This is a genomic window from Variovorax sp. GW821-FHT06D12 (genome assembly GCF_059419205.1).
The window spans coordinates 112840-137845 of record NZ_JBWKRI010000004.1 but is presented as its reverse complement, the minus strand read 5'-3'; the positions used below and the strand labels follow the sequence as shown (position 1 = coordinate 137845).

Genomic DNA, 25006 nt, shown 5'->3' with positions numbered 1-25006 from the left:
TCTGAATCAGGCGAAGCGCCCGCGCCGCCTTCAGGCCGCGGGCGTTTCTTCGTCGGCCGACGCCTCGGGCCGCGTGAGCGTCCAGCTCTGCAGCTTGCCGCCGTTGAACACGGCATCGACGTAGGAGCCGCCGGCGTCGGTCCAGCGGTACAGCTCGGGCTGCTCGTTCTCGGGCGAGCGCTGCTCGCCGAGCGCGCGCGTCATGGCGATGACGTGCATCAGCGTCACGCCGGGCTTGAGCTTGGCATTCAGCATCACCGAGCTCGCCACCGTGCCGATGGGCCGGTCGGCGGCCCGCTTGAGCACCTGCATCGTGCGGTTGAAGTGCATCAGCAGGAACATCACGATCGCACCGCCGGCGAACGCCACGCCGGCCCAGCCGTATTGGTGCCAGGACAGGCCGAGGAGAACGACGGCCCCCACGGGCACCAGCAATTTCTGGAAATTCATGGGGCGCATTGTCGCCGCCCGGTGGAAGGCCCCCGCAGGCCGAGGCAGTTGCCCCAGGGGTCGCGCACCTGCGCCATGTGCTCGTCGCCCTCGAGCCGCAAGGGGCCGCGGTACAGCGGCGCGCCGCAGGCCTCGAGATGGGCCAGCGCCGCATCGAAGTCGGCAACGTTCCAGTACACGACCGAGCCCGAGGCACCGGCACCGACCTTCGCGTCGGCCGGCACGAGCTCCAGCAGCACGCCGTGGACCGACAGGCACTCGAAGGCCGGCGAGCCGATCGACATCGGCACCGCATCGGGGAAGGCGTCGGCGTACCAGCGCAGTGCGGCGTTCACATCGGTGACGTGGACCATGACGGCGGCAATGGGCGGTGCGGTGGATTTCATTCGGCGACAGTGGGAAACGGCCCGCGATTGTGCGGCCCCGACCCCGTCGCAGTAGCCGCCGTGGCTACCGCCGGGCGCAGAAAGCGGTACTCCCGGCGAAAGGCGCACGATGCCGGGGCGGGTGCGGGCACATTTCGCCGCACGGGCATCTGCCCGGGCCACCGAGAAACGCATGAACATCCCGCGTTCCGTCACCATCGTTCGACTCACCCTTGCCGCCGCACTCGCGGGCACCGTCCTCAGCGGCTGCTACGTGGTGCCGCTCGGACAACCCGCTCCCATCGCGCCGTCGCAGCAAAGCTACGCCGTCGCACCGGGGCCGGTGTCACAGACCTTCAGCGCGCGGCTGTATCCGTCGAACGCCGAAGCCGCGCGCTACGGCGCCGTCGGGGGCACGGTGACCAACGACATGAACGGCCGCGGCCACTTCAATGCACAGATCGGTGCCGAACAGTTTCAGGGAGAGGCGACCCGTGTGGCCGGCTCGCGCACCACCGGCGTGGCGAACGCCACCGGCAGTCGCGGCGGCAACCTGAGTTGCCAGTACACGATGAACTCCGCCACCTTGGGCAGCGGCCAGTGCGTGCTCAACAACGGGCCGGCGTTCACGATGCACATCGGAAGCTAAGCAACGAATCAGAGAAGGCCAGGGAGGCCAGGGAAGGTAGGGAGGGTAGGCCCGGCGCGTGTCCACCGCGCGCCGGGCGTTTTTTTGTCCGTCCTACCAGTTCACGAGCTGCCGCATCTTGCGTCGCAGTTCGCGTTCGCGTTTCTGCTCGGCGTTCCAGTCGTCGCGGATGGCCAGCGTGACCGACAGCGCCATCAGCAGGATCACGAACGCAAAGGGCAGCGCGAACACGATGGTCGCCGTCTGTATGGCCTTGATGCCGCCTGCGAACAGCAGGCTCAGCGCAATCGCCGCCACCAGCACGCCCCAGGTGATCTTGACGCGGGCAGGCGGGTTCGGATTGCCCTTCGTGCTCATGATGCCCAGCACCAGCGTCGCGGAATCGCCCGAGGTCACGAAGAACACGAACACCAGCAGCGTCGCCACGATCGACAGCAGCCCGCCCATCGGCATGGCCTGGAACATCACGAACATGGTGGTCGACACGTCGGCCTTCACCGACTCGACCAGTGGCACGCCCTGGAAGATCTCGAAGTTGAGCGCCGCGCCGCCGAACACCGAGAACCACGCGAAGCCCACCAGCGTGGGCGCGATCACCGTGCCCAGGATGAACTGGCGGATCGTGCGGCCGCGCGACACGCGCGCAATGAACAGGCCCACGAACGGCGACCACGCCAGCCACCAGGCCCAGTAGAAGAGCGTCCAGTCGGCCACCCACGAGCTGTTGCGGAACGGGTTCATGCGCAGGCTCATGCGCACGAACTCGGCGAGGTACGAACCCAGCGTGTTGGTGAAGGTCTCGACGATGGCAATGGTCGGCCCCACCACCAGCACCGTGAGCGCCAGCAGCGCCGCCAGCACCAGGTTGCCCATCGACAGCCACTTCACGCCGCGCTCGACGCCCGTGACCGCCGAGGTGATGAACAGCACCGTCGTCACCACGATGATCACCGCCTGCGTCCAGCGGCCGATCTCCGCGCCGAAGGCCGCGTGCAGCCCGCTGTTGATCTGCGTCGCACCCATGCCCAGCGAGGCCGCGACGCCGAAGGCGGTGGCCACCACGGCCAGCACGTTGAAGGCCGGCGACAGCCGCTGCACGAAGCGCCACGGCAGCGCCTCGGTGGCCGAGCTGACCAGCGGCAGCGCCTTGCGGCGGAAGCTGAAGAAGGCGATCGACAGGCCGACGATGCCGTAGATCGCCCAGGGGTGCAGCCCCCAGTGGAAGAAGGCGTAGCGCATGGCCACGCCCGCGGCGTCGGGCGTGCCGGGGATCACACCCGGCGGCGGGTTCGCGTAGTGCGAGATCGGCTCGGCCACGCCCCAGAACACCAGGCCGATGCCCATGCCGGCCGCGAACAGCATCGCGAACCAGGCGCCGATGGAGAACTCGGGCTCGTCGTCCTCGTCGCCCAGCTTCAGGTCGCCGAAGCGGCTGAACGCCAGGAAGACGGCCAGCACCACCAGCCCGAGCACCACCCACAGGTAGAACCAGCCGAAGTTGCGTGTGATGTCGGCGAGCGCGGTGCTGAACACGCGGTCGAGTGACGCGGGAGAGATCAACCCCCACAGCACGACCACGGCGATCAGCCCGGCGGAGACGATGAGTTGCATGGCGGGACCCTCCGTAAAAATGAATGATGCGCCTGCAGCGCCGCGCGTCAGTCCAGACGCCGCACCACGTCCATCGCTTCTTCGATGCGGTCGACCGGGTGGATGGTCAGGCCCTCGATCTCCTTCGTGCCCTTGCGCGGCGCATTCGCCTTCGGCACCACGGCCACGCTGAAGCCCAGCTTGGCGGCTTCGCGCAGGCGCTCCTGGCCGCGCGGCGCGGGGCGCACCTCGCCGGCCAGGCCGACTTCGCCGAAGGCGATGAAGCCCTTGGGCAGCGGCTTGCCGCGCAGGCTGGAGGTGATGGCCAGCATCACGGCCAGGTCGGCCGCGGGCTCGCTGATGCGCACGCCGCCCACCGCATTGACGAACACGTCCTGGTCCATGCAGGCCACGCCGGCGTGGCGATGCAGCACGGCCAGCAGCATCGCGAGGCGGTCGCGGTCCAGGCCCACCGACAGGCGGCGCGGGCTCGGCCCGCCGTTGTCGACCAGCGCCTGGATTTCCACCAGCATCGGCCGCGTGCCTTCGAGCGTGACCAGCACCACGCTGCCGGGCACCGGCTCGGCATGCTGGCTCAGGAAGATCGCGCTCGGGTTGGTCACGCCCTTCAGGCCGCGCTCGGTCATGGCGAACACGCCGATCTCGTTCACCGCGCCGAAGCGGTTCTTGATGGCGCGCACGAGGCGAAAGCTCGAGTGCGTGTCGCCTTCGAAGTACAGCACCGTGTCGACCATGTGCTCGAGCACGCGCGGGCCCGCGAGCGCGCCCTCTTTCGTGACGTGGCCCACCAACACCACGGCCGTGCCGCTGGTCTTGGCAAAGCGCGTGAGGTGCGCCGCGCACTCGCGCACCTGCGCCACCGAGCCGGGCGCGGAGGTGAGCTGGTCGGAGTACACGGTCTGGATGGAGTCGATCACCGCGATGGCCGGGCGCGTGGCGTCGAGTGTGGCGATGATTTTTTCGAGCTGGATCTCGGCCAGCACCTGCACCTGCGAATGGTCGAGCCCGAGCCGCTTGGAGCGCAGCGCCACCTGCGAGCCGCTTTCCTCGCCGGTGACGTACAGCGCGTTCTGCCCCGCGCGCTGCAGCGCGTCGACCGCCTGCAGCAGCAGCGTCGACTTGCCGATGCCCGGGTCGCCGCCGATCAGCGTGACGCCGCCCGACACGATGCCGCCGCCGAGCACGCGGTCGAGCTCGTCGAGCCCGGTGGGCGTGCGTGCGACATCGGTGGCTTCGATTTCCGAGAGCGTGGCGAGTTCGGAGGCACCCGCGAGCGACGCGAACTGCGTGCCGAAGCGGTTGTTGGCCGGTCCGTTGGCCGCGCCGGCGACCTGTTCGATGAGTGTGTTCCATGCACCGCAGCTGGGGCATTTGCCGAGCCACTTGGGGCTGGTGCCGCCGCATTCGCTGCAGACGAAAGTTGTTTTGTCCTTGGCCATGCAGCGAGTTTAGGGGGCGCGGTTCAGGCGATGGCGAATTCGCGCACCAGCAGGTCCGCGAACGCCGCCGCGGCCGGCGAGAGCGATCGGCCCTGCCGCGTCACGACCGCGATGTTGCGCGCCACCGTCGGGCGCATGAGCCGCCGCGCGACCAGCCGCGTGTGGTCGGCATGCGCGAGGATCGACGCCGGCAGCAGCGCCGGGCCGAGCCCGCTGGCCGCCATCGCGAGCGCCGTGGTCAAGAGCGTCACCTAGTAGGCGATGTCCAGCCGCACGCCGGCGGTTGCCGCGGCAATGTCGATGCTGCTGCGCACGCCGTACCCCGGCTTGACCGTGATCAGCGGATGGCCCGCGAGCTGCCGCCAGGTGATGCGGTCGGTGCCGGGCAGGCGCAGGTCGCGGTCGGCAATCACCGCGAGCGCTGGTCCAGCCCCGGCGTGCGCGCCTGCAACGTGCCCACGCCGAAGTCGACCTGCTCGCCGAGCACCTTCTCCACGAACTGCCCGGGCGCGCAGTCTTCGATGGCCACCTTCACGTCGGGATGCAGGTCGAGGTAGCGGCGCAGGGCCTTGGGCATCAGCGTCTGCGCGATGGTGGACGTGGCCGCGATGCGCACGCGCCCGCGCCGGCCCGCCGCCAGCTCGGCCATGCCGGTGCCCAGCGCATCGAGTTCGGCCAGCACGCGCTCGGCGTAGACGATGGCCTCGTTCGCGGCCTCGGTGCGTTGCAGCGAACGCGTGGTGCGGTCGAACAGGCGCACGCCGAGCCGCGCTTCGAGCTCGCGCAGCAGCACGCTGACGGCCGGCTGCGTCAGCGACAGCGAAGCCGCCGCGCTCGACAGCTGGCCGCTGTGGTACACGGCCGCGAACGCACGCAGTTGCCGCACAGAGGGCACGCCGCGCATTGATAGTGGTTTTTTATGAATGGCCATGAAAGTTTCACTTTTTCCGCGAGCCGGTTCGGCACTGTAATGGCGCCTCACAAGAATCTGGAGACAAGCGACCCATGACCGAGCAACTGCAAGCCCAGGTGCTGATCGTCGGCGCCGGCCCCGTGGGGCTGACGCTGGCCATCGACCTGGCGCAACGCGGCATCGACGTGCTGATGACCGAGATCCGCCACCGCGGCGAGCCGCCCAACGTGAAATGCAACCACGTGGCGGCGCGTTCGATGGAGGTGTTCCGCCGCCTGGGCGTGGCACAGGCGCTGCGCGACGCGGGCCTGCCGGCGGACTACCCGAACGACGTGGCCTACCGCACGGCCGTGACGGGCATGGAGCTGTCGCGCATTCCGATCCCCGCGCGCCGCGAGCGCTACACCGCCACCGGCGGCCCCGACACCTGGTGGCCCACGGCCGAGCCGCCGCACCGCATCAACCAGATCTTTCTCGAGCCGGTGCTGTTCGCGCATGCCGAGGGCACGCCCGGCCTGCGCATCCGCAACCGCACGCGCATCGACGACTTCGAGCAGGACGACGAAGGCGTGTGGGCCACGGGCGTGGACCTGGACGACGGCCGCACGGTGCGCATCCGCTGCCAGTACCTCGTCGGCTGCGACGGCAGCCGCTCGACGGTGCGCAAGAAGATCGGCGCCAGCCTGCACGGCACCGACGTGGTGGGCCGCGTGCAGTCGACGTACTTTCGCGCGCCCGCGCTGCTGGGCCTTCTGAAGCATCCGCCGGCCTGGGCCACCTTCGCGCTGAACCCGCGCCGCTGCGGCAACGTGTACGCCATCGACGGGCGCGAGACCTGGCTGCTGCACAACTACCTGCTGCCCGAAGAGACCGACTTCGATTCGATCGACCGCGACTGGGCGATCCGCCAGATCCTGGGCGTGGGCGAGGACTTCGACTACGAGGTGATCTCCAACGAAGACTGGGTCGGCCGCCGGCTCGTGGCCGACCGCTTCCGCGACCGCCGCGTGTTCATCTGCGGCGACGCCGCGCACCTGTGGATTCCGATGGCGGGCTACGGCATGAACGCCGGCATCGCCGATGCGATGAACCTCTCGTGGCTGCTCGCGGGCCGGCTGCACGGCTGGCTGGCCGAGGGCGCGCTCGCGGCGCACGAGGCCGAGCGCCAGCCGATCACCGAGCAGGTGTCGCGGTTCGCGATGAACCACGCGCTCGCGCTCCAGCGCCAGCGCGAAGGCGTGCCCGAGAACATCGAGGCGCCCGGGCCCGAGGGCGACGCGCTGCGCGCCGCGCGCGGCCAGGCGCTGTACGACCTGAACGTGCAGCAGTACTGCTGCGGCGGGCTCAACTTCGGCTACTTCTACGAGGGCTCGCCGCTCATCGCCTACGACAGCGAGGCCGCGCCCGCCTACACGATGTACGAGTTCACGCCCTCCACCGTGCCGGGCTGCCGCACGCCGCACCTGTGGCTGGACGACGGGCGCTCGCTGTACGACGCGATGGCGATGCCCGGCGAGGGCTACACGCTGCTGCGCTTCGACCCCGCGATCGATGTCGCGCCGCTCGAAGCCGCCGCCGCGGCGCGCGGCCTGCCGCTGCGCACGCTCGACATCCGCGCCTCGGCCACCACCGCCGTGTACGACCGGCCGCTCGTCATCTCGCGCCCCGACCAGCACGTGGCCTGGCGCGGACATGCCGTGCCGGCCGACGCGCTCGCGCTGGTCGACCTGCTGCGCGGCGCCGCCGTGGTGGCCGCACCGACATCCGAAAAAGAAAGAGAGACAAGCCAATGAACCGTCGCCATGCCTTGCGCCATCTGGGCGCGCTGTCCGCCACTGCCTGCGCCGCAGGTCCCGCCCTCGTGCGGGCACAAGGCGACAAGCCCATCACCCTCGTCGTGCCCTACGCGCCCGGCGGCACGACCGACATGCTCGGGCGGCTGATCGCGCAGCAGCTGGGCACCGCGCTGGGCCGCACCGTGATCGTCGACAACCGGCCGGGCGCCGGCACCGCCATCGGCGCCTCGCAGGTGGCACGCGCCGCGCCCGACGGCACGACGCTGCTGGTCGCGACCAGCACCACGCTCGCCATCAACCCCTGGCTCTACAAGAAGCTCTCGTACGACCCCGCGAAAGACTTCGCACCGGTCGGCCTCATCGGCGCCGTGCCGCTGATGGTGGTGGTGCACCCGTCGGTGCCGGCGAACACGCTGGCCGAGTTGGTGGCGCTCGCCAAGTCGCGGCCCGACGCGCTGAGCTACGGCTCCGCCGGCAACGGCAGCCCGCAGCACCTGGGCGCGGAGATGTTCAAGGTCGCGACCGCCGCGAACATGGTGCACGTGCCCTACAAGGGTAGCGCGCTCGCGCTGACCGATCTGCTCGGCGGCCAGCTGCAGCTCATGTTCACCGACATCGCGCCGGCCCTGCAGCACGTGCGCAGCGGCAAGCTGCGCGCGCTGGCCGTGACCTCGCGCAAGCGCCAGCCGACCTTCCCCGCCGTGCCGACGGTGGCCGAGTCGGGCGTGGCCGGTACCGCCGATTTCGAGGCGGTGGCGTGGCAGAGCGTGGTCGCGCCCGCGGGCACGCCCAAGGCCTTCATCGACCGCTGCAGCCAGGAGATCGCCCGCCTCGTCGCGCAGCCCGCGCTGCGCCAGAAGCTCGAGAGCGAGGGCTTCGAGCCGGCCGCGCCGGGGGCGCACGGCGCAGGTGCGCCGGAGCAATTGGCCGCCTACATCCGCAGCGAAACCGAACGCTGGGGCCGGGTGATCCGCGCCTCCGGCACCACGATCGACTGAGCGTCCGACGGCCCGCAAGGGTTATCCCGCAGGCGTGTTTTCTCGGCATTCATTTAACATGTTAAATAATTCTGAGAGGCACAGCTTTTGAGCACCACCTTCACGCACCGCAATTTGCCGCGCCTGCTGCTGCAGGCCCGCGAAGCCGTGATGGCCCACACGCGGCCCAGCCTGCGCGAGCACGCGCTGTCCGACCAGCAATGGCGCGTGCTGCGCGTGCTCGGCGAGCACGGCGCGGTCGACACCGGCCGCGTCGCGCGCGAGGCCTTCATCCTCGGCCCCAGCCTCACGGGCGTGCTGGCACGCATGGAGCGCGACAACCTCATCACCCGCGCCCGCGACCCGGCCGACCAGCGCCGCACCGTGGTCGAAGCCACGCCGCACGGCATGAAGCTCGTGAAGCGCCTGGGCACCAGCATCGAGGCGCACTACGACTGGATGGAACAGTCGCTGGGCAAGGCCAAGCTGACGCAGCTCTACGGCCTGCTGGACGAACTGATCGCGCTGGAGCAACCCGAACCATGACCACCTCCTTTCTCCCCACCGGCACCGTGTACGGCACGCTGCTGAACTTCCGCGCCGAGGCCGCGGCGCTCGCGCCGCAGATGACCGAGGCGCCCTACAAGGCACCGCCGAAGGCGCCCGTGCTCTACGTGAAGACGGCCAACACCTGGAGCCCGCACGGCAGCACCGTCACCGTGCCCACCGCGGTGTCCGACGTGGAAGTCGGCGCCAGCATCGGCATGGTGATCGGCGCCGAGGGCGACATCGAAGGCTTCATGCTGCTGAACGACCTGTCGATCCCGCATGCGAGCTTTTTCCGCCCGCCGGTGAAGTTCAAGTGCGTCGACGGCTTCCTGGGCATCGGCCCGGCGCTGCGCGATGCGCAGGAGGTGGCCGACCCGGCGCAGTTCCGCGTCGAAGTTCGCATCAACGGCGAACTGAAGCAGTCGATCGACTTCTCGCAGCTCGTGCGCCCCGCGCCGCAGCTGCTGGCCGACGTGGGCGAGTTCATGACGCTGGCGCACGGCGACGTGCTGATGCTCGGCTGCGACCTGGGCCGTCCGCTGGCCCGCGCGGGCGACCGCATCGACATTTCCGCGCCGGGGTTCGAGACCCTGAGCAACACGCTGGTGAAGGAAGCAACGGCATGAAGCACGCACGCGTCATCTTCGAAGGCCGCGAGCACACCGGCACCGCGCACGAATTCAACGGCCAGGCCGACGCCGCCGTGCGGCTGGCCGACGGCCGCGTCGTGCCGCAGGAGCAGCTCGTGTGGCTGCCGCCGCTCGCGCCCACGGCGCGCCCGCGCACCATCCTCGCGCTGGGCCTGAACTACGCCGACCACGCGAAAGAGCTGGAGTTCAAGGCGCCCGAGGAACCGCTGGTGTTCGTCAAGGGCCAGAGCACGCTCATCGGCCACCGCCAGCTCACGCACCGCCCGGCCGACGTGAAGTTCATGCACTACGAGTGCGAGCTCGCCATCGTGGTCGGCAAGACCGCCAAGCACGTGAAGCGCGACGACGCCTACGACTTCATCGGCGGCTACACGGTGGCCAACGACTACGCGATCCGCGACTACCTCGAGAACTGGTACCGCCCCAACCTGCGCGTGAAGAACCGCGACACCTGCACGCCGCTGGGGCCGTGGTTCGTCGATGCGGCCGACGTGGCCGACCCGATGGCGCTCGCGTTGCGCACCACGGTGAACGGCACCGTCACGCAGCAGGGCAACACGCGCGACATGATCTTCGACGCGCCCTTCCTCATCGAGTACTTCAGCCGCTTCATGACGCTGTCGCCGGGCGACCTGATCCTCACCGGCACGCCCGACGGCGTGGTCGATTGCAAGCCGGGCGACGTGGTCGTGACCGAGATCGACGGCATCGGCGCGCTGGTCAACACCATCGCCGCACGCTGACGGACTGACTGCACCCCTTTCAAAAAAACGGAGACACACCGCCATGACGACCGCCAGAACCCGGACCTTCCGCCTTGCTGCCGCCTTCGTGGCGGCCAGCGCCGCCACGCTGCTGCTCGCACCGGCCGCGACCGCGCAGACCGCCTCGGCCTACCCGACCAAGCCCGTGCGCTGGGTCGTGGGCTACCCGGCCGGCGGCGGCACCGACTACCTCGCGCGCACGGCCGGCGCGCAGCTCTCGCAGCAGCTCGCACAGCCTGTCACGGTCGACAACCGCCCCGGCGCGGGCGCGATCATCGCGTCGGAAAACGTGGCGCGTTCGCCGGGCGACGGCTACACCGTGTTCTCGGCCGACAACGGCGTGCTGGTCTACAACCCCGCGCTCTACAAGAAGCTGCCCTACGACGCCGAGAAAGACTTCGCGCTGCTCGGCATGATGGGCCGCTCGCCACTCATCATCACGGCCGCGCCGGGCGCGGGCTTCAGCGACGCCAAGGCGCTCATCGCGGCGCTCAAGGCCTCGCCGGGCAAGTACAGCATCGCCACGCCGGGCACCGGCAGCCCGCACCACCTGGCCTACGAACTGTTCCAGCGCGAGGCCGGCGTGTCGCTGCTGCACATTCCCTACAAGGGCGGCGCGCCCGCGCTGCAGGACCTCATGGGCAACCAGGTGCCGCTGATGATGCTCGACCTGCCCAGCGGCATCAGCGCCGTGAAGGCCGGCAAGGTCATTCCGCTGCTGGCCATGTCGACCGAGCGCGTGCCGCAGCTGCCCCAGCTGCCCACGGCCAAGGAGCTCGGCTACGCCGTCGAGGCCTACACCTGGCAGGGGCTGGTGGCACCGGCCGCCACGCCCAAGGACATCCAGGCGCGCCTGGGCGCCGACCTGCTCAAAAGCATGAACGACACCGGCGTGAAGCAGAAGCTCTACGACGCCGGCTGGGAAGCCCGCCCCACGGACGCCGCCGAGATGGCCCGCTTCGTGGACACCGAACGCAAGAAGTGGCACGCGCTGATCAAGGCGCGCGACATCAAGCTCGACTGACGACACACCGCCGCAAGGCCGCAACACCTTCACGCCCATGCAACAGATCCATCACCTCATCGACGGCAAGCCAGTCCAAGGCGCCGACTACTTCGAAACCGTCAACCCCGCCACGCAGGAAGTGCTGGCCGAAGTCGCCTCGGGCGGCGAGGCCGAAGTGAACGCCGCCGTGGCCGCCGCCAAGGCCGCCTTCCCCAAGTGGGCCGGCCTGCCCGCGCCCGAGCGCGCCAAGCTCATCCGCAAGCTCGGCGACCTGATCGCCAAGCACGTGCCCGAGATCGCGCAGACCGAAACCAACGACTGCGGCCAGGTGATCGCGCAGACCGGCAAGCAGCTCATTCCGCGTGCGGCCGACAACTTCTACTACTTCGCCGAGATGTGCACGCGGGTGGACGGCCACACCTACCCCACGCCCACGCACCTGAACTACACGCTGTTCCATCCGGTGGGCGTGTGTGCGCTCATCAGCCCGTGGAACGTGCCCTTCATGACCGCCACCTGGAAGGTCGCGCCCTGCCTGGCCTTCGGCAACACGGCGGTGCTGAAGATGAGCGAGCTGTCGCCGCTCACGGCCGCGCGCCTGGGCGAGCTGGCGCTCGAAGCGGGCATTCCCGCCGGCGTGCTGAACCTGGTGCACGGCTACGGCAAGGAAGCCGGCGAGCCGCTGGTGGCGCACCCCGACGTGCGCGCGATTTCGTTCACCGGCTCCACCGCCACCGGCAACCGCATCGTGAAGAGCGCGGGCCTGAAGAAGTTCAGCATGGAACTGGGCGGCAAGAGCCCCTTCGTGATCTTCGAAGACGCCGACCTCGACCGCGCGCTCGACGCGGCCGTGTTCATGATCTTCAGCAACAACGGCGAGCGCTGCACGGCCGGTTCGCGCATCCTGGTGCAGCAGTCGATCTACGCCGACTTCGCCGCGAAGTTCGCCGAGCGCGCGAAGCGCATCGTCGTGGGCGACCCGCTCGACGAGAAGACCATCGTCGGCCCGATGATTTCCCAGGCCCACCTGGCCAAGGTGCGCAGCTACATCGAGCTGGGCCCGAAGGAAGGCGCGACGCTGCTGTGCGGCGGCCTCGAGGCGCCGTCGAACCTGCCCGACCGCGTGAAGAATGGCAACTACGTCATGCCCACCGTGTTCGCCGACGTCGACAACCGCATGAAGATCGCGCAGGACGAGATCTTCGGCCCGGTCGCCTGCCTGATCCCGTTCAAGGACGAGGCCCACGCCATCGAGCTGGCCAACGACATCGCCTACGGCCTGAGCAGCTACGTGTGGACCGAGAACATCGGCAAGGCGCACCGCGTGGCCGCTGCGGTCGAAGCCGGCATGTGCTTCGTCAACAGCCAGAACGTGCGTGACCTGCGCCAGCCCTTCGGCGGCACCAAGGCCTCGGGCACGGGCCGCGAAGGCGGCACCTGGAGCTATGAAGTGTTCTGCGAGCCGAAGAACATCGCGGTGTCGATGGGCTCGCACCACATTCCGCACTGGGGCGTGGCGTGAGCGTTCAACGCCGCACGCTGCTGCAGGGCGTCGCCGCACTCGCGGCCCTGCCTGCGCTCGCGCGTGCGCAGGCCACGGCGTGGCCCGCCAAGCCGGTGCGCATCGTCGTGCCCTTCACGCCCGGCGGCACCACCGACTTCGTCGCGCGCCTCGTCGGCCTCGAACTCGGCAAGGCGCTGGGCCAGCCGGTGATCGTCGAGAACAAGCCCGGTGCCGGCACGGTGATCGGCGTCGATGCGGTCGCCAAGTCGGCCCCCGACGGCTACAGCTTCGTGTGCGTGGCCAACAGCTTCACGGCCAACCAGACCCTGGTGCGCAAGCTGCCCTACGACACGCTCAAGGACCTGCGCCCCGTGGCGCTCATGGGCATGTCGGAACACGTGCTCGCCACGCACCCGGGCAGCGGCCTGAAGACGCTGGCCGACCTGCGCAACCAGGCCAAGGCCAAGCCCGGCACGCTGAGCTTCGCCTCCTTCGGCAACGGCACCTCGGCCCACCTGTCGGGCGAGATGCTCAAGCTGCAGATGGGCCTGGACATCGTGCACGTGCCCTACAAGGGCCAGGGCCCGGCGCTGGCCGACCTGCTCGGCGGCCAGGTGACCGTCATGTTCGGCAACTGGCCCGAGTTCCGCGGCCATGTGCAGGCCGGCAAGCTGGTGGCGCTGGGCATGGCGACCGCGCAGCGCTCGCAGTACGCGCCCGCGATACCCACACTGGCCGAACAGGGCGTGGCCATCGAGTCCAATTCGTGGAACGGCCTGCTGGCCCCGGCCGGCACGCCCGACGCCATCGTGCAACGCGTGAACGCCGAAGTGAACCGCGCGCTCGCCTCGCCGGCCGTGACCGAGGCGTTCCACAAGGGCGGCATCGCGTCGCTGTCGGGCACGCCCGAGCGCTTTGCCGAGTTCATCCGCAGCGAGATCGCGAAGTACGGCGACGTGATCCGCAAGGCCAACATCCAGATCGAGGGCTGACCCATGAGCCTCTATGCGATGCAGAAGTTTTTGTTCGCGCTGAACCGCGACGCCGACGTGCAGCGCCGCTTCGGCGAAGGCGGCGACACGCGCGCCACGCTGCTGGCCGGCTACGACCTGAACGACGAAGAGCGCGAAGCCATCGGCAGCGGCGACATCGGCAAGCTCTACGTGCTCGGGTGCAACGGCCAGCTGCTGATGCACTTCGCGCCCCTGCTCGGCGTGGCATGGGCGGACTACTTGGAAGCGATGCGCGAAGGCGTGCGCAAGTACGGCCCCGTGCGCGCCGGCATCTACGCAATGACAACCGGAACCGACGAGAAAGTGGCAGGCGTATGAGTCTCGTATTCGCAGGCGTGTGCAGCCACGCCCCCGGCATCACCGGCCGCGCGCACCTGGCCGATCCGGCGGTCAAGGACGAGTTCCACGCGCAGTTCCATCGCTTCGGCGAGGCGATGCGCGCCACGAAGCCCGACGCGGTGATCGTCATCGCGGCCGAGCACTTCGCGAACTTCTTCATGAACAACATGCCGGCGTATGCGATCGGCATGGCCGACAGCTACGAGGGCCCGATCGAAGACCCGAAGTGGCTGGGCATCGAGAAGCACACCATCCCCGGCGATGCTGCGCTGTCGCAGCGCCTGATCCGCGAAGTGATGCAGACAGTGGACGTGGCCTACGCCGAAGAATGGAAGTTCGACCACGGCATCATGGTGCCGCTGAACTTCCTCACGCCGAACTTCGACACCAAGGTCATTCCCGTGAACATCAACTGCCAGGGCCCGCCGCTCACGCCGCTGCACCGCGCGTGGGCCTTCGGCGAAGCCCTGCGCCGCGCCTGCGACAAGGTGCCCGAGCGCATCGCGCTGGTGGGCACGGGCGGCATCTCGCACTGGCCGGCCACGCCAGATTCGGGCAAGGTCAATGCCGAGTGGGACGCCGAGTTCATGCGCCGCTGGTGCGCCAACGACCGCGAGGCGCTGCTCTCGCAGGCCGACTACGGCGACGAGGCCACCTACCGCGAAGCCGGCCAGGGCGGCTTCGAGATCCGCACCTTCCTGAGCGTGGCCGCGGCCGCGCGCGGCAAGGGCGAGATCTTCCACATGAAGGCCATCCCGATCTTCGCGGTGACCTGCACGGCCGCGACGATGTCGGTGGTTTGAACGGAGCACGACCATGCCGCACCTGGTGATCCTGTACACGCCCAACATCGAGGCCGAGACCGACGTGTCGGCGCTGTGCCGCACGCTGGCCGACAGCATGCTCGAGCAGCGCGACGAGGCCGGCAAGCCGGTGTTCCCCACGGGCGGCACGCGCGTGCTGGCCTACCCGGCCGCGCACTACGCGGTGGCCGACGGCCGGGCCGACTACGCCTTCGTGTACCTGAACCTGCGCATGGCCTCGGGCCGCTCCGAGGCGGTGAAGAAGAAAGCCGGCGACGAGCTGCTGGCCGCCGTGCGCGTGCATTTCGAGCCCGTCTTCACGCAGCGCCACATCGGCATCACGCTGCAGATCGACGAAGCGCCGGGGCAGGTGTACGACGGCAAGCACAGCAACCTGCATCCCCTGTTCAACAAATCATAAAAAAGAAGCGAGCCCCCATGCTCTCCACCGCCACCATCGCCCAACTGGCCGCCGAACTGCACGAGAGCGAGAAGTCGCGCGTGCAGGTCGAGCATTTCTCCAAGCGCTTTCCCGAGATGACCATCGAGGACGGCTACGCCATCTCGCGCGAATGGGTGAAGCACAAGATCGCCGAAGGCCGCATCGTGAAAGGCCACAAGATCGGCCTCACCTCGCGCGCCATGCAGCAGGCCAGCCAGATCACCGAGCCCGACTACGGCACGCTGCTGGACGACATGTTCTTCGAGCAGGGCGGCGACATCCCGTTCACGCGCTTCATCGCGCCGCGCATCGAGGTCGAGTTGGCCTTCGTGCTCGGCAAGAAGCTGCAGGGGCCCAACGTGACCATCTTCGACGTGCTGTCCGCCACCGACTACGTGGTGCCCGCCATCGAGATCATCGACGCGCGCATCGAGCAGTTCGACCGCCACACCAAGGCCATGCGCAAGGTGTTCGACACCATCGCCGACAACGCGGCCAATGCGGGCATCGTGCTCGGCGGCCGTCCCGTGAAGCCCGACGCGGTCGACCTGCGCTGGGTCAGCGCGCTGCTCTACAAGAACGGCGTGATCGAGGAATCGGGCGTGGCCGCGGCCGTGCTCAACCACCCGGCCACCGGCGTGGCCTGGCTCGCGAACAAGCTCGCGCCGTGGGACGAATGCCTCGAAGCCGGCGAGATCGTGCTGGGCGGTTCGTTCACGCGCCCCACCAACGCCGTGCCGGGCGACACCTTCCACGCCGACTACGGCCCCCTGGGCTCCATCGCTTTTCGCTTCGTCTGACGAGTTTTTTCATGCACACCCCACTCAACACCTTCAAGCAGGCCCTGCAGGCCGGTCAACCCCAGATCGGCCTGTGGGTCGGCCTGGGCGACGGCTACGTGGCCGAGCTGCTGGCCGGCACCGGCTACGACTGGCTGCTGGTCGACGGCGAGCACGCGCCCAACGACGTGCGCTCGGTGCTCGCGCAGCTGCAGGGCATTTCCAGCGCGTGGTCGGCGCAGCCCGAGGCGCAGCGCTCGCATCCCGTCGTGCGCATTCCGGTCGGCGACACCACGCTGATCAAGCAGTACCTGGACATCGGCGCACAGACGCTGCTGGTGCCGATGGTCGACACCGCCGAGCAGGCCGCGAAGCTGGTGCAGGGCATGCGCTACCCACCCGAAGGCATCCGCGGCATGGGCAGTGCGCTGGCGCGCGCCTCGCGCTGGCAGGCCTACCCGAACTACCTGCACGAAGCCAACGCGCAGACCTGCCTGCTGGTGCAGGCCGAGACGGTCGAGGCGATGAAGAACCTCGACGCCATCGCGGCCACGCCGGGCGTGGACGGCGTGTTCATCGGCCCGGCCGACCTGTCGGCCTCGATGGGCTTCGTGGGCCAGCCCAACCACCCCGAGGTGCAGGCCGTGATCGCCGACACCATCGCGCGCATCCGCAAGGCCGGCAAGGCGGCCGGCATCCTGTCGACCACCGAGGAGCAGGCACGCAAGTGGCTCGCGGCCGGCGCGCTGTTCGTGGCCGTGGGCGTCGACACCATCCTGCTCGCGGCCGCCGCCAAGCAGCTGCTCGCGAAGTACAAGGCCGCGCCGGGCGCCACCGCGCCCAACGGCTACTGATCCACCGTCAAGGAAATTTCGATGCGACGCACCACCCTCGCGGCTTTCGCCGCTGCCGCCGCCCTGTTCCTCGGCGCCTGCGCCCAGACGGGCCCGGCCTCGACCGCGCAGGCGCGGCAGGAAGCCAACCGCCAGACCGTGCTCGCCTTCTACGAAAAGGGCCTGAACCAGAAGGACGCCGACGCGGCGCTGCAGTACGTGGGCAACCGCTACGTGCAGCACAACCCGACGGCGGCCGACGGGCCCGAGGGCTTTCGCAAGTTCATCGCCTTCCTGCGCGAGAAGTTTCCGAACTCGAAGAGCGAGATCAAGCGCAGCTTCGTCGACGGCGACTACGTGATCCTGCACGTGAACGCGGTGCGCGAGCCGGGCACGCGCGGCAGCGCCATCGTCGACATCTTCAAGCTCGAGAACGGCAAGATCGTCGAGCACTGGGACGTGGTGCAACCCGTGCCCGAAACCGCCGCGAACAAGAACGGCATGTTCTGACGCCCCGCCCTTCCACGAGCCAGCCTTCGCCAGCCGCATGACCACGCCCACCGACCCCACGAAACGCTTCCGCTCCGCGACCATCCGCGAGGGCACGATCCGCGCGACCACGCGCAGCTTCCTGCACGCGCTGGGCCAGGACGACGAGGACATCGCGCGCCCGCACGTCGGCGTGTTCCACACGGGCGGCGAGATGAGCCCGTGCAACCTCAACCTGCGCGAGCAGGCGCAGCACGCCAAGACCGGCATCTACGCGGGCGGCGGCACGCCGCACGAATGCCCGGTGGTGTCGGTGAGCGACGGCCTGACGATGGCGCACTCGGGCATGCGCTTCTCGCTGATCTCGCGCGAGCTCATCGCCGACAGCGTGGAAGCCTCGACGCGCGGCCACCAGTGGGACGGCATCTTCGCCATCGGTGCCTGCGACAAGAACCTGCCGGGCCTGATGATGGGCATGGTCCGCTGCAACGTGCCCAGCGTGTTCGTGCACGGCGGCTCGGCGCTGCCGGGACAGATGCCGGGACCCGACGGGCGCGACCTGAACGTGGTCGACACCTACGAGACCATCGGCAAGGTGCTGGCCGGCACCGCCACGCACGACGAGCTCGACGCCATGAGCCGCGCCTGCCTGCCCACGGCCGGCGCCTGCGCGGGGCAGTTCACGGCCAACACCATGGGCATGGTGTCGGAGGCGCTGGGCCTGGCGCCCATCGGTTCGAGCATGGTGCCAGCGGTGTTCAGCGAACGCGCGCCGCTGATGCGCCGCGCCGCGAAGCAGCTCATGAAGGCGGTGATGGGCGACGGCCCGCTGCCGCGCGACGTCGTGACGCGCAAGGCACTCGAAAACGCCTGCGCCGTGGTCTCGGCCACGGGCGGCTCGACCAACGCGGCGCTGCACCTGCCGGCCATTGCGCACGAGGCGGGCATCAAGTTCCACCTGGACGACGTGGCCGAAATTTTTGCGCGCACGCCGCTCATTGCCGACCTGCGCCCGGGTGGCCAGTACCTGGCGCGCGACGTGTACTACATCGGCGGCGCGGGCGTGATCCTGCGCACGCTGCTGGAGCAGGGCTTCCTGCACGGCGACGCCCTCACCTTCACCGGCCGCACGCTGGCCGAGGAAGTGGCCGACGCCGCCGCGCCCGACGGTCGCGTGGTGCGCGCAGCGGGCAACCCGATCACGCGCGACGGCGGGCTGGCCGTGCTCAAGGGCAACCTCTGCCCCGACGGCGCGCTGCTCAAGACGGCAGGGTTGAAGACGCTGGTGCACCGCGGCCCGGCGCGCGTCTTCAACTCGGAAGAAGAAGCGCAGGCGGCGGTGCAGAACCGCCGCTACGAAGCGGGCGACGTGATCGTCATCCGCAACGAAGGCCCCAAGGGCAGCCCCGGCATGCGCGAGATGCTGGGCATCACCGCGCTGCTGTACGGCCAGGGCATGGGCGACAAGGTGGCACTGCTCACCGACGGGCGTTTTTCGGGCGCCACGCGCGGCCTGTGCATCGGCTACGCGGGGCCCGAGGCGGCCGACGGCGGGCCGATCGCGGTGCTGCGCGACGGCGACATGGTGGCCATCGATGCACGCGCCGCGGCGCGCAGCATCTCGGTCGAGCTGAGCGCCGAAGAAATCGCGTCGCGGCTGGCCGGACGTGAGGTAAACGCGGGGGCGGCGCACGGTGGTTTGTTGGAAAAATACGCGCTCACCGTGCGCCCTGCCCACCAGGGCGCCGTGACCCACTCGGGCGCGGTCACCTGGCTGCGCGACGAGTCGTGATCCTGTTGACTCCTCACCCTCCAGAAAAGAGACAGACATGACCTTCACCCGCCGCCACATGCTGCAGTCCACCGGCGCTTCGGCGCTGCTCGCCAGCCTCGGCCAGCAGGCCTTTGCGCAGGCTGCCGCGCTCGAGAACGCCACCATCGTCACCGGCTTCGCGGCCGGCGGCACCTCGGACACCACCTGCCGGCGCCTGGCGCTGAAGCTGAGCCCCGACTACGCCAAGACCGCCGTGGTCGAGAACCGCACCGGCGCGGGCGGCCAGATTGCCGTGAGCTACGTGAAGGGCCGTCCGGCCGACGGCACCACCATCCTGCAGACGCCCACGTCGATCCTCACGATCTACCCGCACATCTACAAGAAGCTGCCCTACGACCCGATGGTCGACCTCACGCCCGTGAGCCTGGCCTGCATCTTCGACTTCGGCTTCGCGGTCGGCCCGGCCGTGCCGGCCACGATCAAGACGGTGCCCGAGTTCCTCACCTGGGCCAAGGCCAACCCGGCCGGCGCCAACTACGGCTCGCCGGCCGCGGGCTCCACGCCGCACTTCATCGGCGCGCTGCTGGGCAAGCAGGCCGGCGTCGAGCTCAAGCACGCGGCCTACCGCGGCACGCAGCCGGCCATGCTCGACCTGCTGGGCGGCAACATCTCGGCGGTGTCGGGCCCCATCGGCGACATCACGCAGCACCTGCAGTCGGGCAAGGTGCGCATCCTGGGCGTGTCGGGTGCCAAGCGCAGCCGCTTCGCGCCCGATGTGCCGACCTTCGGCGAGCAGGGCATCAAGAACATGGCGCACAGCGAATGGTTCGCCTTCTTCCTGCCGGCCAAGGCCTCGCCCGAGCTGGTGACGAAGCTCAACACGGCGATGAAGAACGCGCTCGCACAGAAGGACGTGATCGACGGCCTCGGCACCTTCGGCCTGGAAGCCATGTCTTCCACGCCGGCCGAGCTGGCCGATCTGCTGAAGAAGGACACCGCCAAGTGGGCGCCGATCGTGAAAGAGGTCGGCTTCACGGCTGAAGGTTGATCACATGAAGGAACTGCCATGAACACACTCGCCACCGCGCCGTCGGCGCTGGTCCATCCCTCGATCCATTCCGACGAGCGCGCCGCGCGCGAGGAGCTCGCGGCCTGCTACCGCGTGTTCGCGATGCTGGGCTGGACCGAGATGATCTACAACCACATCACGGTGCGGCTGCCCGACAGCGTGACGGGTGGCGAGAAGCAGTTCCTCATCAACCCCTTCGGCCTGCACTACAGCGAGGTGACGGCCAGCAACCTGGTGAAGATCGACCTGCAGGGCAAGGTGCTCGACGGCTCGACCTACCCGGTGAACCCGGCCGGCTTCGTGGTGCATGCGGCCATCCACGACGGCCTGCCCGGCGCGCACTGCGTGATGCACACGCACACCACGGCCGGCGTGGCCGTGGCCTGCCTGCAGGGCGGCCTGCAGCAGACCAATTTCTATACCGCCCAGCTGCACGGCATGGTGGCTTACCACGACTTCGAGGGCATCACGATCCATGCCGACGAAGGCCCGCGCCTGCTGAAAAGCATCGGCGAGCGCAACGCGGTGATCCTGCGCAACCACGGCCTGCTGGCCTGGGGCCAGACGCTGCCGCAGACCTTCGCGATCCTGTGGACGCTGCAGCGCGCCTGCGAGATCCAGATGGCGACCTTCTCGATGGGCGCCGCCATTCCGGTGAGCGAAGAGATCGCGCAGCGCTGCACGCGCGACGCGCTGCAGTTCAGCCCCGCGCACGGCGCCGGGCAGGACGTGTTCAATGCGCTGGTGCGGCAGGTGGACCGCATCGACCCGAGCTACCGCAACTGAGGCGCCTGTTCCCATGAAGATTTGCATCTACGGCGCCGGCGCGATCGGCGGATGGATCGGCGTCGGCCTCGCGCAGGCAGGCCAGCGCCTGAACGTGGTGGCGCGCGGCGCCACGCTCGACGCGCTGCAGAAAGACGGCCTCTCGCTGATGCGCGGCGACGTGCGCACGCGCGTGCCGGTGAACGCGGTGGCCGACCCCGAGGCACTGGGCGTTCAAGACCTGGTGGTGATCGCCGTGAAGGCGCCCGCGCTGGCCGGCGTGGCCGAACGCATCGGGCCGCTGATCGGACCCGACACGATCGTGCTGGTGGCCATGAACGGCGTGCCGTGGTGGTTCCTCGAAGGCGGCTTCGGCGGCGAGATCGCGGGGCACCGCCTCGCGGCCGTCGACCCCGAAGGCGCCATTGCCAAGGCCATTCCGTCGCGCAACGTGATCGGCTGCGTGGTGCACGCGAGCTGCTCGCTCGACGGGCCCGGCGTGGTGCGGCACCACTTCGGCAACGGCCTGATCGTGGGCGAGCCTTCGGGCCAGGCCACGCCGCGCGTGCAGAAGCTGGTCGAGCTTCTGAAAAGCACGGGCATCGACACCACGCTGTCGCCGCAGATCCAGAAGGACGTGTGGTTCAAGCTGTGGGGCAACATGACGGTGAACCCGATCAGCGCGCTCACCGGTGCCACCACCGACCTGATCATGGGCGACGACTACGTGCGCGGCTTCATCTCGGCCGTGATGCTCGAGGCCAAGGAGATCGGCCGGCGCATCGGCATCGAGATCACGCAGAGCCCCGAGGACCGGCATGCGGTGACGATGAAGCTCGGCGCGTTCAAGACCTCGATGCTGCAGGACGTGGAAGCGGGCCGTTCGGTGGAGCTCGACGCGCTTGTCACCGTGGTGCGCGAGCTGGGCGAGCTGACGGGCGTGGCCACGCCGTTCACGGATGCACTGCTGGGGCTGGCGCGGCTGCGGACGCGGCAGCTCGGGTTGTACTGAGCGAACTGCCGCTGATTACCAGCGGTTTTCGGGCGCGGCGCCGATGGCCTCGACGCAACGGGCCACGATCTTCACGCGTTCCTCGCGCAGCCGCTGCCAGCCGTCGGCCTGCCACTGGGTCCAGGCCAGCGGCTCCGATTCGTAGCTGCAGCCGATCGGCGGGCGCATGAAGCCCGCGCGCCCCAGCGAGGCGCCGTACTTGAGCCGGAACAGTTCGTCCGAGCCCATCAGGTTTTCGTAGACGAGGTGCCACGACCCCGGGACCAACGGCGAGTCGGCCTCCTTCTGCGTCTGGCGCGCGGCCTCGATCTCTTCAGGCGTCGAACCGTCGGTCAGCGCGGTGGCGAGCGCGGTCTCGGTGCGGCGGCGGTAGATGTCGGAGGCGATCTTGCTCAGGGCCTCCTGCAGGTCGCTCATCGCCGGGTTGACGCTCACCGGGTCGTCGCGCAACGCTTCGAGCGTGGTGCCGCCAAGGCCGTCCTTCGAGAAACCCTGCACGGCCGCGCCGGTGCCGAGCACGGCGAACGCGACGTTCAACGCGACCTGGCCGGCCACGCGGCCCACCGTGTCTTCGCGCCGCACCACGCGCAGGTGGTCGGCGCCGCTCTGCTGGGGCATGCGCAGGTAGCGCACGCGAGTTTGGGATGGGGGTGCGGCTGGGGTGGCTTCGGCGGGTGCCGAGGCTGCGGCCATGGGCGGTGCGGCCGCTTCGGTCTGGGCTTGCGCCGAGAAGCCGGCGATGGCCAGTGCCAGGCCGAGGGCATGCCGTGTGGCACGCGACGGCGTTCGTTTCTTCGTCGAATGGGTCATTGAACTGTTTTCCTCCGGCGCGGATTGTCTCCGGCGGCGTGCTCAGTTCATGCGGGGAGGTTCAGGGCGTGTGCACAGGCCACCGGGTACTTCCCTCCGCGAATGTCCTCCGGCCTGCGGCCTCCTCCTTGATTTCGCTGCGGGAAGCACCCAGTGTCCTGCGCACGGGACGCGGCGGTGGTGTGCGGCCGATCAACAGCCGCACTGCCCAACGCTCACGTCGATGGGGTGCCTTGCGCAGCGAAATTAAGGGGGAGCCCGAAGGGCGGAGGACATTCGCGGAGCAAGGTGCCCCGTCGGCGGGAGCGTCGCCCTGAGTATCAGGCGCTCAACCCGCCAACCCGACGTACACGTTCTGCACGTCGTCGTTCGCGTCGATGGCCGCAAGAAACGCCTCGACCTCTTCGAGGTCGGCAGCGCTCAGGCTCGCAGGATCAACGGGGTTCTTCGGCCGGTAGCCCAGCTTGGCCGACAACACTGTGAAGCCCTGGGCCGGCAGTGCGCGGCTCACGAGGTCGAGGTCGGCGGGCTCGGTCAGGAACAGGGTGGTGCCGTCTTCGGCGCCGGGCTCGAAGTCCTGCGCACCGGCTTCGATGGCGGCCACTTCGGCGTCGGCGTCCTTGCTGGCGGGCTCGGCTTCGATCATGCCGAGGTGGTCGAAGTCCCACGAAACCGAGCCGGAGGTGCCGAGCTGGCCCTTGCGGAACAGCACGCGCATTTCAGGCGCGGTGCGGTTCACGTTGTCGGTCAGGCACTCGACCATCACGGCCACGCGGTGCGGGGCGAAGCCCTCGTACATGACGTGGTCGAAGTGCACCGCCTCGCCCGTGAGCCCGGCGCCCTTCTTGATGGCGCGGTCGAGCGTGTCCTTCGGCATCGAGACCTTGCGGGCCTGTTCGACGACCAGCCGCAGCCGTGCGTTCGAGGCCGGGTCGGCGCCGTTGCGCGCGGCGATCATGATTTCCTTGGCCAGCTTGCCGAACAGCCGGCCCTTGGCATTCGCGGCCACGTCCTTGTGCTTGGCTTTCCATTGCGCGCCCATGTCTGCATTCCTTGGTGTTGTGGGGGGCGGCGAAACGCCGCAGCCCCCGAGGATGCCACGAGCCGGGGGCCGCGCCCAGCCGGCCCCCTTCCGCCGTCAGGGGCGCCGCTTCTGTTCGCCCTCCTCCGGCGCCAGGCTCACCCACAGGGCGGCGCCCACGATCAGCAGGCCGCCGGCCCAGCCCCAGGCGCCGATGCGCTCGCCCAGCCCGAGCGCCGCGATGGCCGCGCCGAACACCGGCTCGCTGCCCATGAGCAGCGACACCCGGCTCGGGCTGCTGCGCGAGGCCGCGTGGTTCTGCGCGAAAAAGGCGAACACGGTGCACAGCAGCACGAGGTACGCCATGCCCCACCAGAAACCGGCCGTGGCGGGCGGCAGGTGCCAAGTGCCGCCGCCGGACACGGCCAACAGCGACAGCGCCGCCGCGCCCAGCGCCATCACGCCGGACTGCACGGCCGTCAGCGTGAGCGCCGGCAGGTTGTGGCGGCCCGCCAGGCGGCGCGTGAGGCACACCATGACGGCGCGCAGGCAGGCAGCGGCCAGCATGAGGGCATCGCCCCACCCCATCGACAGGTCGGCAAGCGAGGGCGCCGACAGCAGGGCCGCACCCACGGCCGAGAGCCCGGCCGCCCAGAACACGCGCCGCGCGGGCCGCCGGCCCAGCAGCCACCACTCGACGAAGGGCGTGATCGCCACGCACAGGCTGATGAGGAAAGCGGCGTTGCTCGCCAGGGTCAGCGAGACGCCGAAGGTCTCGCACAGGAAGATGGCGAGCAGGTTGGCGCCCAGCAGGCCGCCCACGGCGAGCCCCTGGCGCCACTGCGGGTCACGCCACAGCGGCCGCAGCGCCGGCAGCAGCACGAGAAAGGTGAGGCCGAAGCGCAGCGCGACGAATTCGAGCACGGGCAGCTGCTGCGTCGCCTGCTTGGCCACGGCATAGCTGCCGCCCCAGACCGCCGCCACGAGCAGCAGCATGAGTTCGGCCGGGCCGAAGCCGGCCGTCCACGACCCGCGCCCCGCCGGGACCGCACCTTGCAACGCCTTTGAATCCATACTGTCTGCCCGCGGCCCGGGGCGCCTGAAAGAAGAAGAGAAGGCGCATTGTTCCGGGCGGCACCAGGGCCGCACAGCCGTCGGCCGGAACAGGACTCTTGCGTGGTCGG

General features: G+C 69.4%; 29 protein-coding genes. 19 read left to right on the top strand and 10 right to left on the bottom strand.

What is annotated here, in order from left to right; all coding sequences use genetic code 11:
- Positions 1–30 precede the first annotated feature (30 nt).
- Complete coding sequence (locus tag AC07SQ_RS14340) at positions 31–459, bottom strand: glycerate kinase (RefSeq protein WP_495273229.1); 429 nt, start codon at positions 457–459, stop codon at positions 31–33.
- Positions 447–836, bottom strand: a complete 390-nt coding sequence (locus AC07SQ_RS14335) for a VOC family protein (protein ID WP_495273228.1) — start codon at positions 834–836, stop codon at positions 447–449. The genes AC07SQ_RS14340 and AC07SQ_RS14335 overlap by 13 nt, the downstream gene beginning before the upstream one ends.
- A gap of 172 nt (positions 837–1008) precedes the next feature.
- Between AC07SQ_RS14335 and AC07SQ_RS14330 the strand changes: the two genes are divergently transcribed.
- Complete coding sequence (locus AC07SQ_RS14330; protein WP_095949802.1) at positions 1009–1464, top strand: hypothetical protein; 456 nt, start codon at positions 1009–1011, stop codon at positions 1462–1464.
- Positions 1465–1557: 93 nt separating this feature from the next.
- Here the strand turns inward: AC07SQ_RS14330 and AC07SQ_RS14325 are convergent, their stop codons facing one another.
- From AC07SQ_RS14325 to AC07SQ_RS14305, 5 genes are read right to left on the bottom strand one after another with little or no spacing between them, the layout of a single operon-like run.
- Positions 1558–3075, bottom strand: coding sequence for a BCCT family transporter (locus AC07SQ_RS14325; RefSeq protein ID WP_495273227.1), 1518 nt, complete (start codon positions 3073–3075; stop codon positions 1558–1560).
- A gap of 47 nt (positions 3076–3122) precedes the next feature.
- The gene (gene radA / locus AC07SQ_RS14320; RefSeq protein ID WP_070063503.1) at positions 3123–4514 is read right to left on the bottom strand and encodes a DNA repair protein RadA; all 1392 of its coding nucleotides are present in this window, start codon (positions 4512–4514) and stop codon (positions 3123–3125) included.
- Positions 4515–4537: 23 nt separating this feature from the next.
- Positions 4538–4756: a LysR substrate-binding domain-containing protein gene (locus AC07SQ_RS14315; protein ID WP_495273226.1), complete on the bottom strand. Its 219-nt coding sequence runs from the start codon at positions 4754–4756 to the stop codon at positions 4538–4540.
- A gap of 9 nt (positions 4757–4765) precedes the next feature.
- Positions 4766–4927: a LysR substrate-binding domain-containing protein gene (locus AC07SQ_RS14310; RefSeq protein WP_495273225.1), complete on the bottom strand. Its 162-nt coding sequence runs from the start codon at positions 4925–4927 to the stop codon at positions 4766–4768.
- Entirely contained in the window at positions 4924–5445 is a 522-nt protein-coding gene (locus AC07SQ_RS14305; protein ID WP_495273224.1) for a LysR family transcriptional regulator, read from the bottom strand. The genes AC07SQ_RS14310 and AC07SQ_RS14305 overlap by 4 nt, the downstream gene beginning before the upstream one ends.
- A gap of 74 nt (positions 5446–5519) precedes the next feature.
- Here AC07SQ_RS14305 and AC07SQ_RS14300 point away from each other — a divergent pair, with 74 nt between their 5' ends.
- From AC07SQ_RS14300 to AC07SQ_RS14215, 18 genes are all read left to right on the top strand, one after another.
- Positions 5520–7220: an FAD-dependent oxidoreductase gene (locus AC07SQ_RS14300; RefSeq protein WP_495273223.1), complete on the top strand. Its 1701-nt coding sequence runs from the start codon at positions 5520–5522 to the stop codon at positions 7218–7220.
- Positions 7217–8221, top strand: a complete 1005-nt coding sequence (locus tag AC07SQ_RS14295; RefSeq protein ID WP_495273222.1) for a Bug family tripartite tricarboxylate transporter substrate binding protein — start codon at positions 7217–7219, stop codon at positions 8219–8221. The genes AC07SQ_RS14300 and AC07SQ_RS14295 overlap by 4 nt, the downstream gene beginning before the upstream one ends.
- Positions 8222–8308: 87 nt before the next feature.
- Complete coding sequence (gene hpaR, locus AC07SQ_RS14290; protein ID WP_056583837.1) at positions 8309–8746, top strand: homoprotocatechuate degradation operon regulator HpaR; 438 nt, start codon at positions 8309–8311, stop codon at positions 8744–8746.
- On the top strand, positions 8743–9375 hold the full coding sequence (locus AC07SQ_RS14285; protein WP_495273221.1) for a fumarylacetoacetate hydrolase family protein: 633 nt from the start codon (positions 8743–8745) through the stop codon (positions 9373–9375). The genes hpaR and AC07SQ_RS14285 overlap by 4 nt, the downstream gene beginning before the upstream one ends.
- The gene (locus AC07SQ_RS14280) at positions 9372–10142 is read left to right on the top strand and encodes a fumarylacetoacetate hydrolase family protein (RefSeq protein ID WP_095949808.1); all 771 of its coding nucleotides are present in this window, start codon (positions 9372–9374) and stop codon (positions 10140–10142) included. The genes AC07SQ_RS14285 and AC07SQ_RS14280 overlap by 4 nt, the downstream gene beginning before the upstream one ends.
- Before the next feature lie 43 nt (positions 10143–10185).
- Complete coding sequence (locus AC07SQ_RS14275; protein ID WP_493195533.1) at positions 10186–11187, top strand: Bug family tripartite tricarboxylate transporter substrate binding protein; 1002 nt, start codon at positions 10186–10188, stop codon at positions 11185–11187.
- Positions 11188–11224: 37 nt separating this feature from the next.
- Complete coding sequence (gene hpaE / locus AC07SQ_RS14270) at positions 11225–12691, top strand: 5-carboxymethyl-2-hydroxymuconate semialdehyde dehydrogenase (RefSeq protein WP_495273220.1); 1467 nt, start codon at positions 11225–11227, stop codon at positions 12689–12691.
- Entirely contained in the window at positions 12688–13665 is a 978-nt protein-coding gene (locus tag AC07SQ_RS14265) for a tripartite tricarboxylate transporter substrate binding protein (protein WP_495273219.1), read from the top strand. Before hpaE ends, AC07SQ_RS14265 begins: the two co-directional genes overlap by 4 nt.
- Positions 13666–13668: 3 nt before the next feature.
- Positions 13669–14004, top strand: coding sequence for an aromatic ring-opening dioxygenase subunit LigA (locus AC07SQ_RS14260; protein ID WP_159273489.1), 336 nt, complete (start codon positions 13669–13671; stop codon positions 14002–14004).
- On the top strand, positions 14001–14828 hold the full coding sequence (locus AC07SQ_RS14255) for a DODA-type extradiol aromatic ring-opening family dioxygenase (protein ID WP_062476853.1): 828 nt from the start codon (positions 14001–14003) through the stop codon (positions 14826–14828). The genes AC07SQ_RS14260 and AC07SQ_RS14255 overlap by 4 nt, the downstream gene beginning before the upstream one ends.
- A gap of 13 nt (positions 14829–14841) precedes the next feature.
- Entirely contained in the window at positions 14842–15249 is a 408-nt protein-coding gene (locus AC07SQ_RS14250; protein WP_495273218.1) for a 5-carboxymethyl-2-hydroxymuconate Delta-isomerase, read from the top strand.
- A gap of 17 nt (positions 15250–15266) precedes the next feature.
- A complete protein-coding gene (gene hpaH / locus AC07SQ_RS14245; RefSeq protein ID WP_495273217.1) occupies positions 15267–16070 on the top strand; it encodes a 2-oxo-hept-4-ene-1,7-dioate hydratase in 804 nt (267 codons plus the stop codon).
- An 11-nt stretch (positions 16071–16081) separates the two neighbouring features.
- On the top strand, positions 16082–16903 hold the full coding sequence (gene hpaI, locus AC07SQ_RS14240) for a 4-hydroxy-2-oxoheptanedioate aldolase (protein WP_495273216.1): 822 nt from the start codon (positions 16082–16084) through the stop codon (positions 16901–16903).
- A 21-nt stretch (positions 16904–16924) separates the two neighbouring features.
- Positions 16925–17392 (top strand): nuclear transport factor 2 family protein, encoded by a 468-nt coding sequence (locus tag AC07SQ_RS14235; protein ID WP_139704058.1) that lies wholly within the window; start codon positions 16925–16927, stop codon positions 17390–17392.
- A gap of 37 nt (positions 17393–17429) precedes the next feature.
- Positions 17430–19163 carry a dihydroxy-acid dehydratase gene (ilvD, locus tag AC07SQ_RS14230; protein WP_062476869.1) on the top strand — a complete coding sequence of 578 codons (1734 nt, stop codon included), beginning with the start codon at positions 17430–17432 and terminating at the stop codon, positions 19161–19163.
- A gap of 37 nt (positions 19164–19200) precedes the next feature.
- The gene (locus tag AC07SQ_RS14225; protein WP_095743196.1) at positions 19201–20193 is read left to right on the top strand and encodes a Bug family tripartite tricarboxylate transporter substrate binding protein; all 993 of its coding nucleotides are present in this window, start codon (positions 19201–19203) and stop codon (positions 20191–20193) included.
- 18 nt (positions 20194–20211) lie between these two features.
- Positions 20212–21000, top strand: a complete 789-nt coding sequence (locus AC07SQ_RS14220; protein ID WP_495273215.1) for a class II aldolase/adducin family protein — start codon at positions 20212–20214, stop codon at positions 20998–21000.
- A gap of 13 nt (positions 21001–21013) precedes the next feature.
- The gene (locus AC07SQ_RS14215) at positions 21014–21991 is read left to right on the top strand and encodes a 2-dehydropantoate 2-reductase (RefSeq protein WP_495273214.1); all 978 of its coding nucleotides are present in this window, start codon (positions 21014–21016) and stop codon (positions 21989–21991) included.
- A 15-nt stretch (positions 21992–22006) separates the two neighbouring features.
- Here AC07SQ_RS14215 and AC07SQ_RS14210 read toward each other — a convergent pair whose 3' ends face one another.
- The 3 genes from AC07SQ_RS14210 to AC07SQ_RS14200 all read right to left on the bottom strand — a co-directional run bounded on the left by AC07SQ_RS14210 (position 22007) and on the right by AC07SQ_RS14200 (position 24896).
- Positions 22007–22801: a hypothetical protein gene (locus AC07SQ_RS14210; protein WP_495273213.1), complete on the bottom strand. Its 795-nt coding sequence runs from the start codon at positions 22799–22801 to the stop codon at positions 22007–22009.
- Positions 22802–23129: 328 nt separating this feature from the next.
- Complete coding sequence (locus AC07SQ_RS14205; RefSeq protein WP_095949820.1) at positions 23130–23843, bottom strand: YebC/PmpR family DNA-binding transcriptional regulator; 714 nt, start codon at positions 23841–23843, stop codon at positions 23130–23132.
- 96 nt (positions 23844–23939) lie between these two features.
- A complete protein-coding gene (locus AC07SQ_RS14200) occupies positions 23940–24896 on the bottom strand; it encodes a DMT family transporter (RefSeq protein WP_495273212.1) in 957 nt (318 codons plus the stop codon).
- Positions 24897–25006 lie beyond the last annotated feature (110 nt).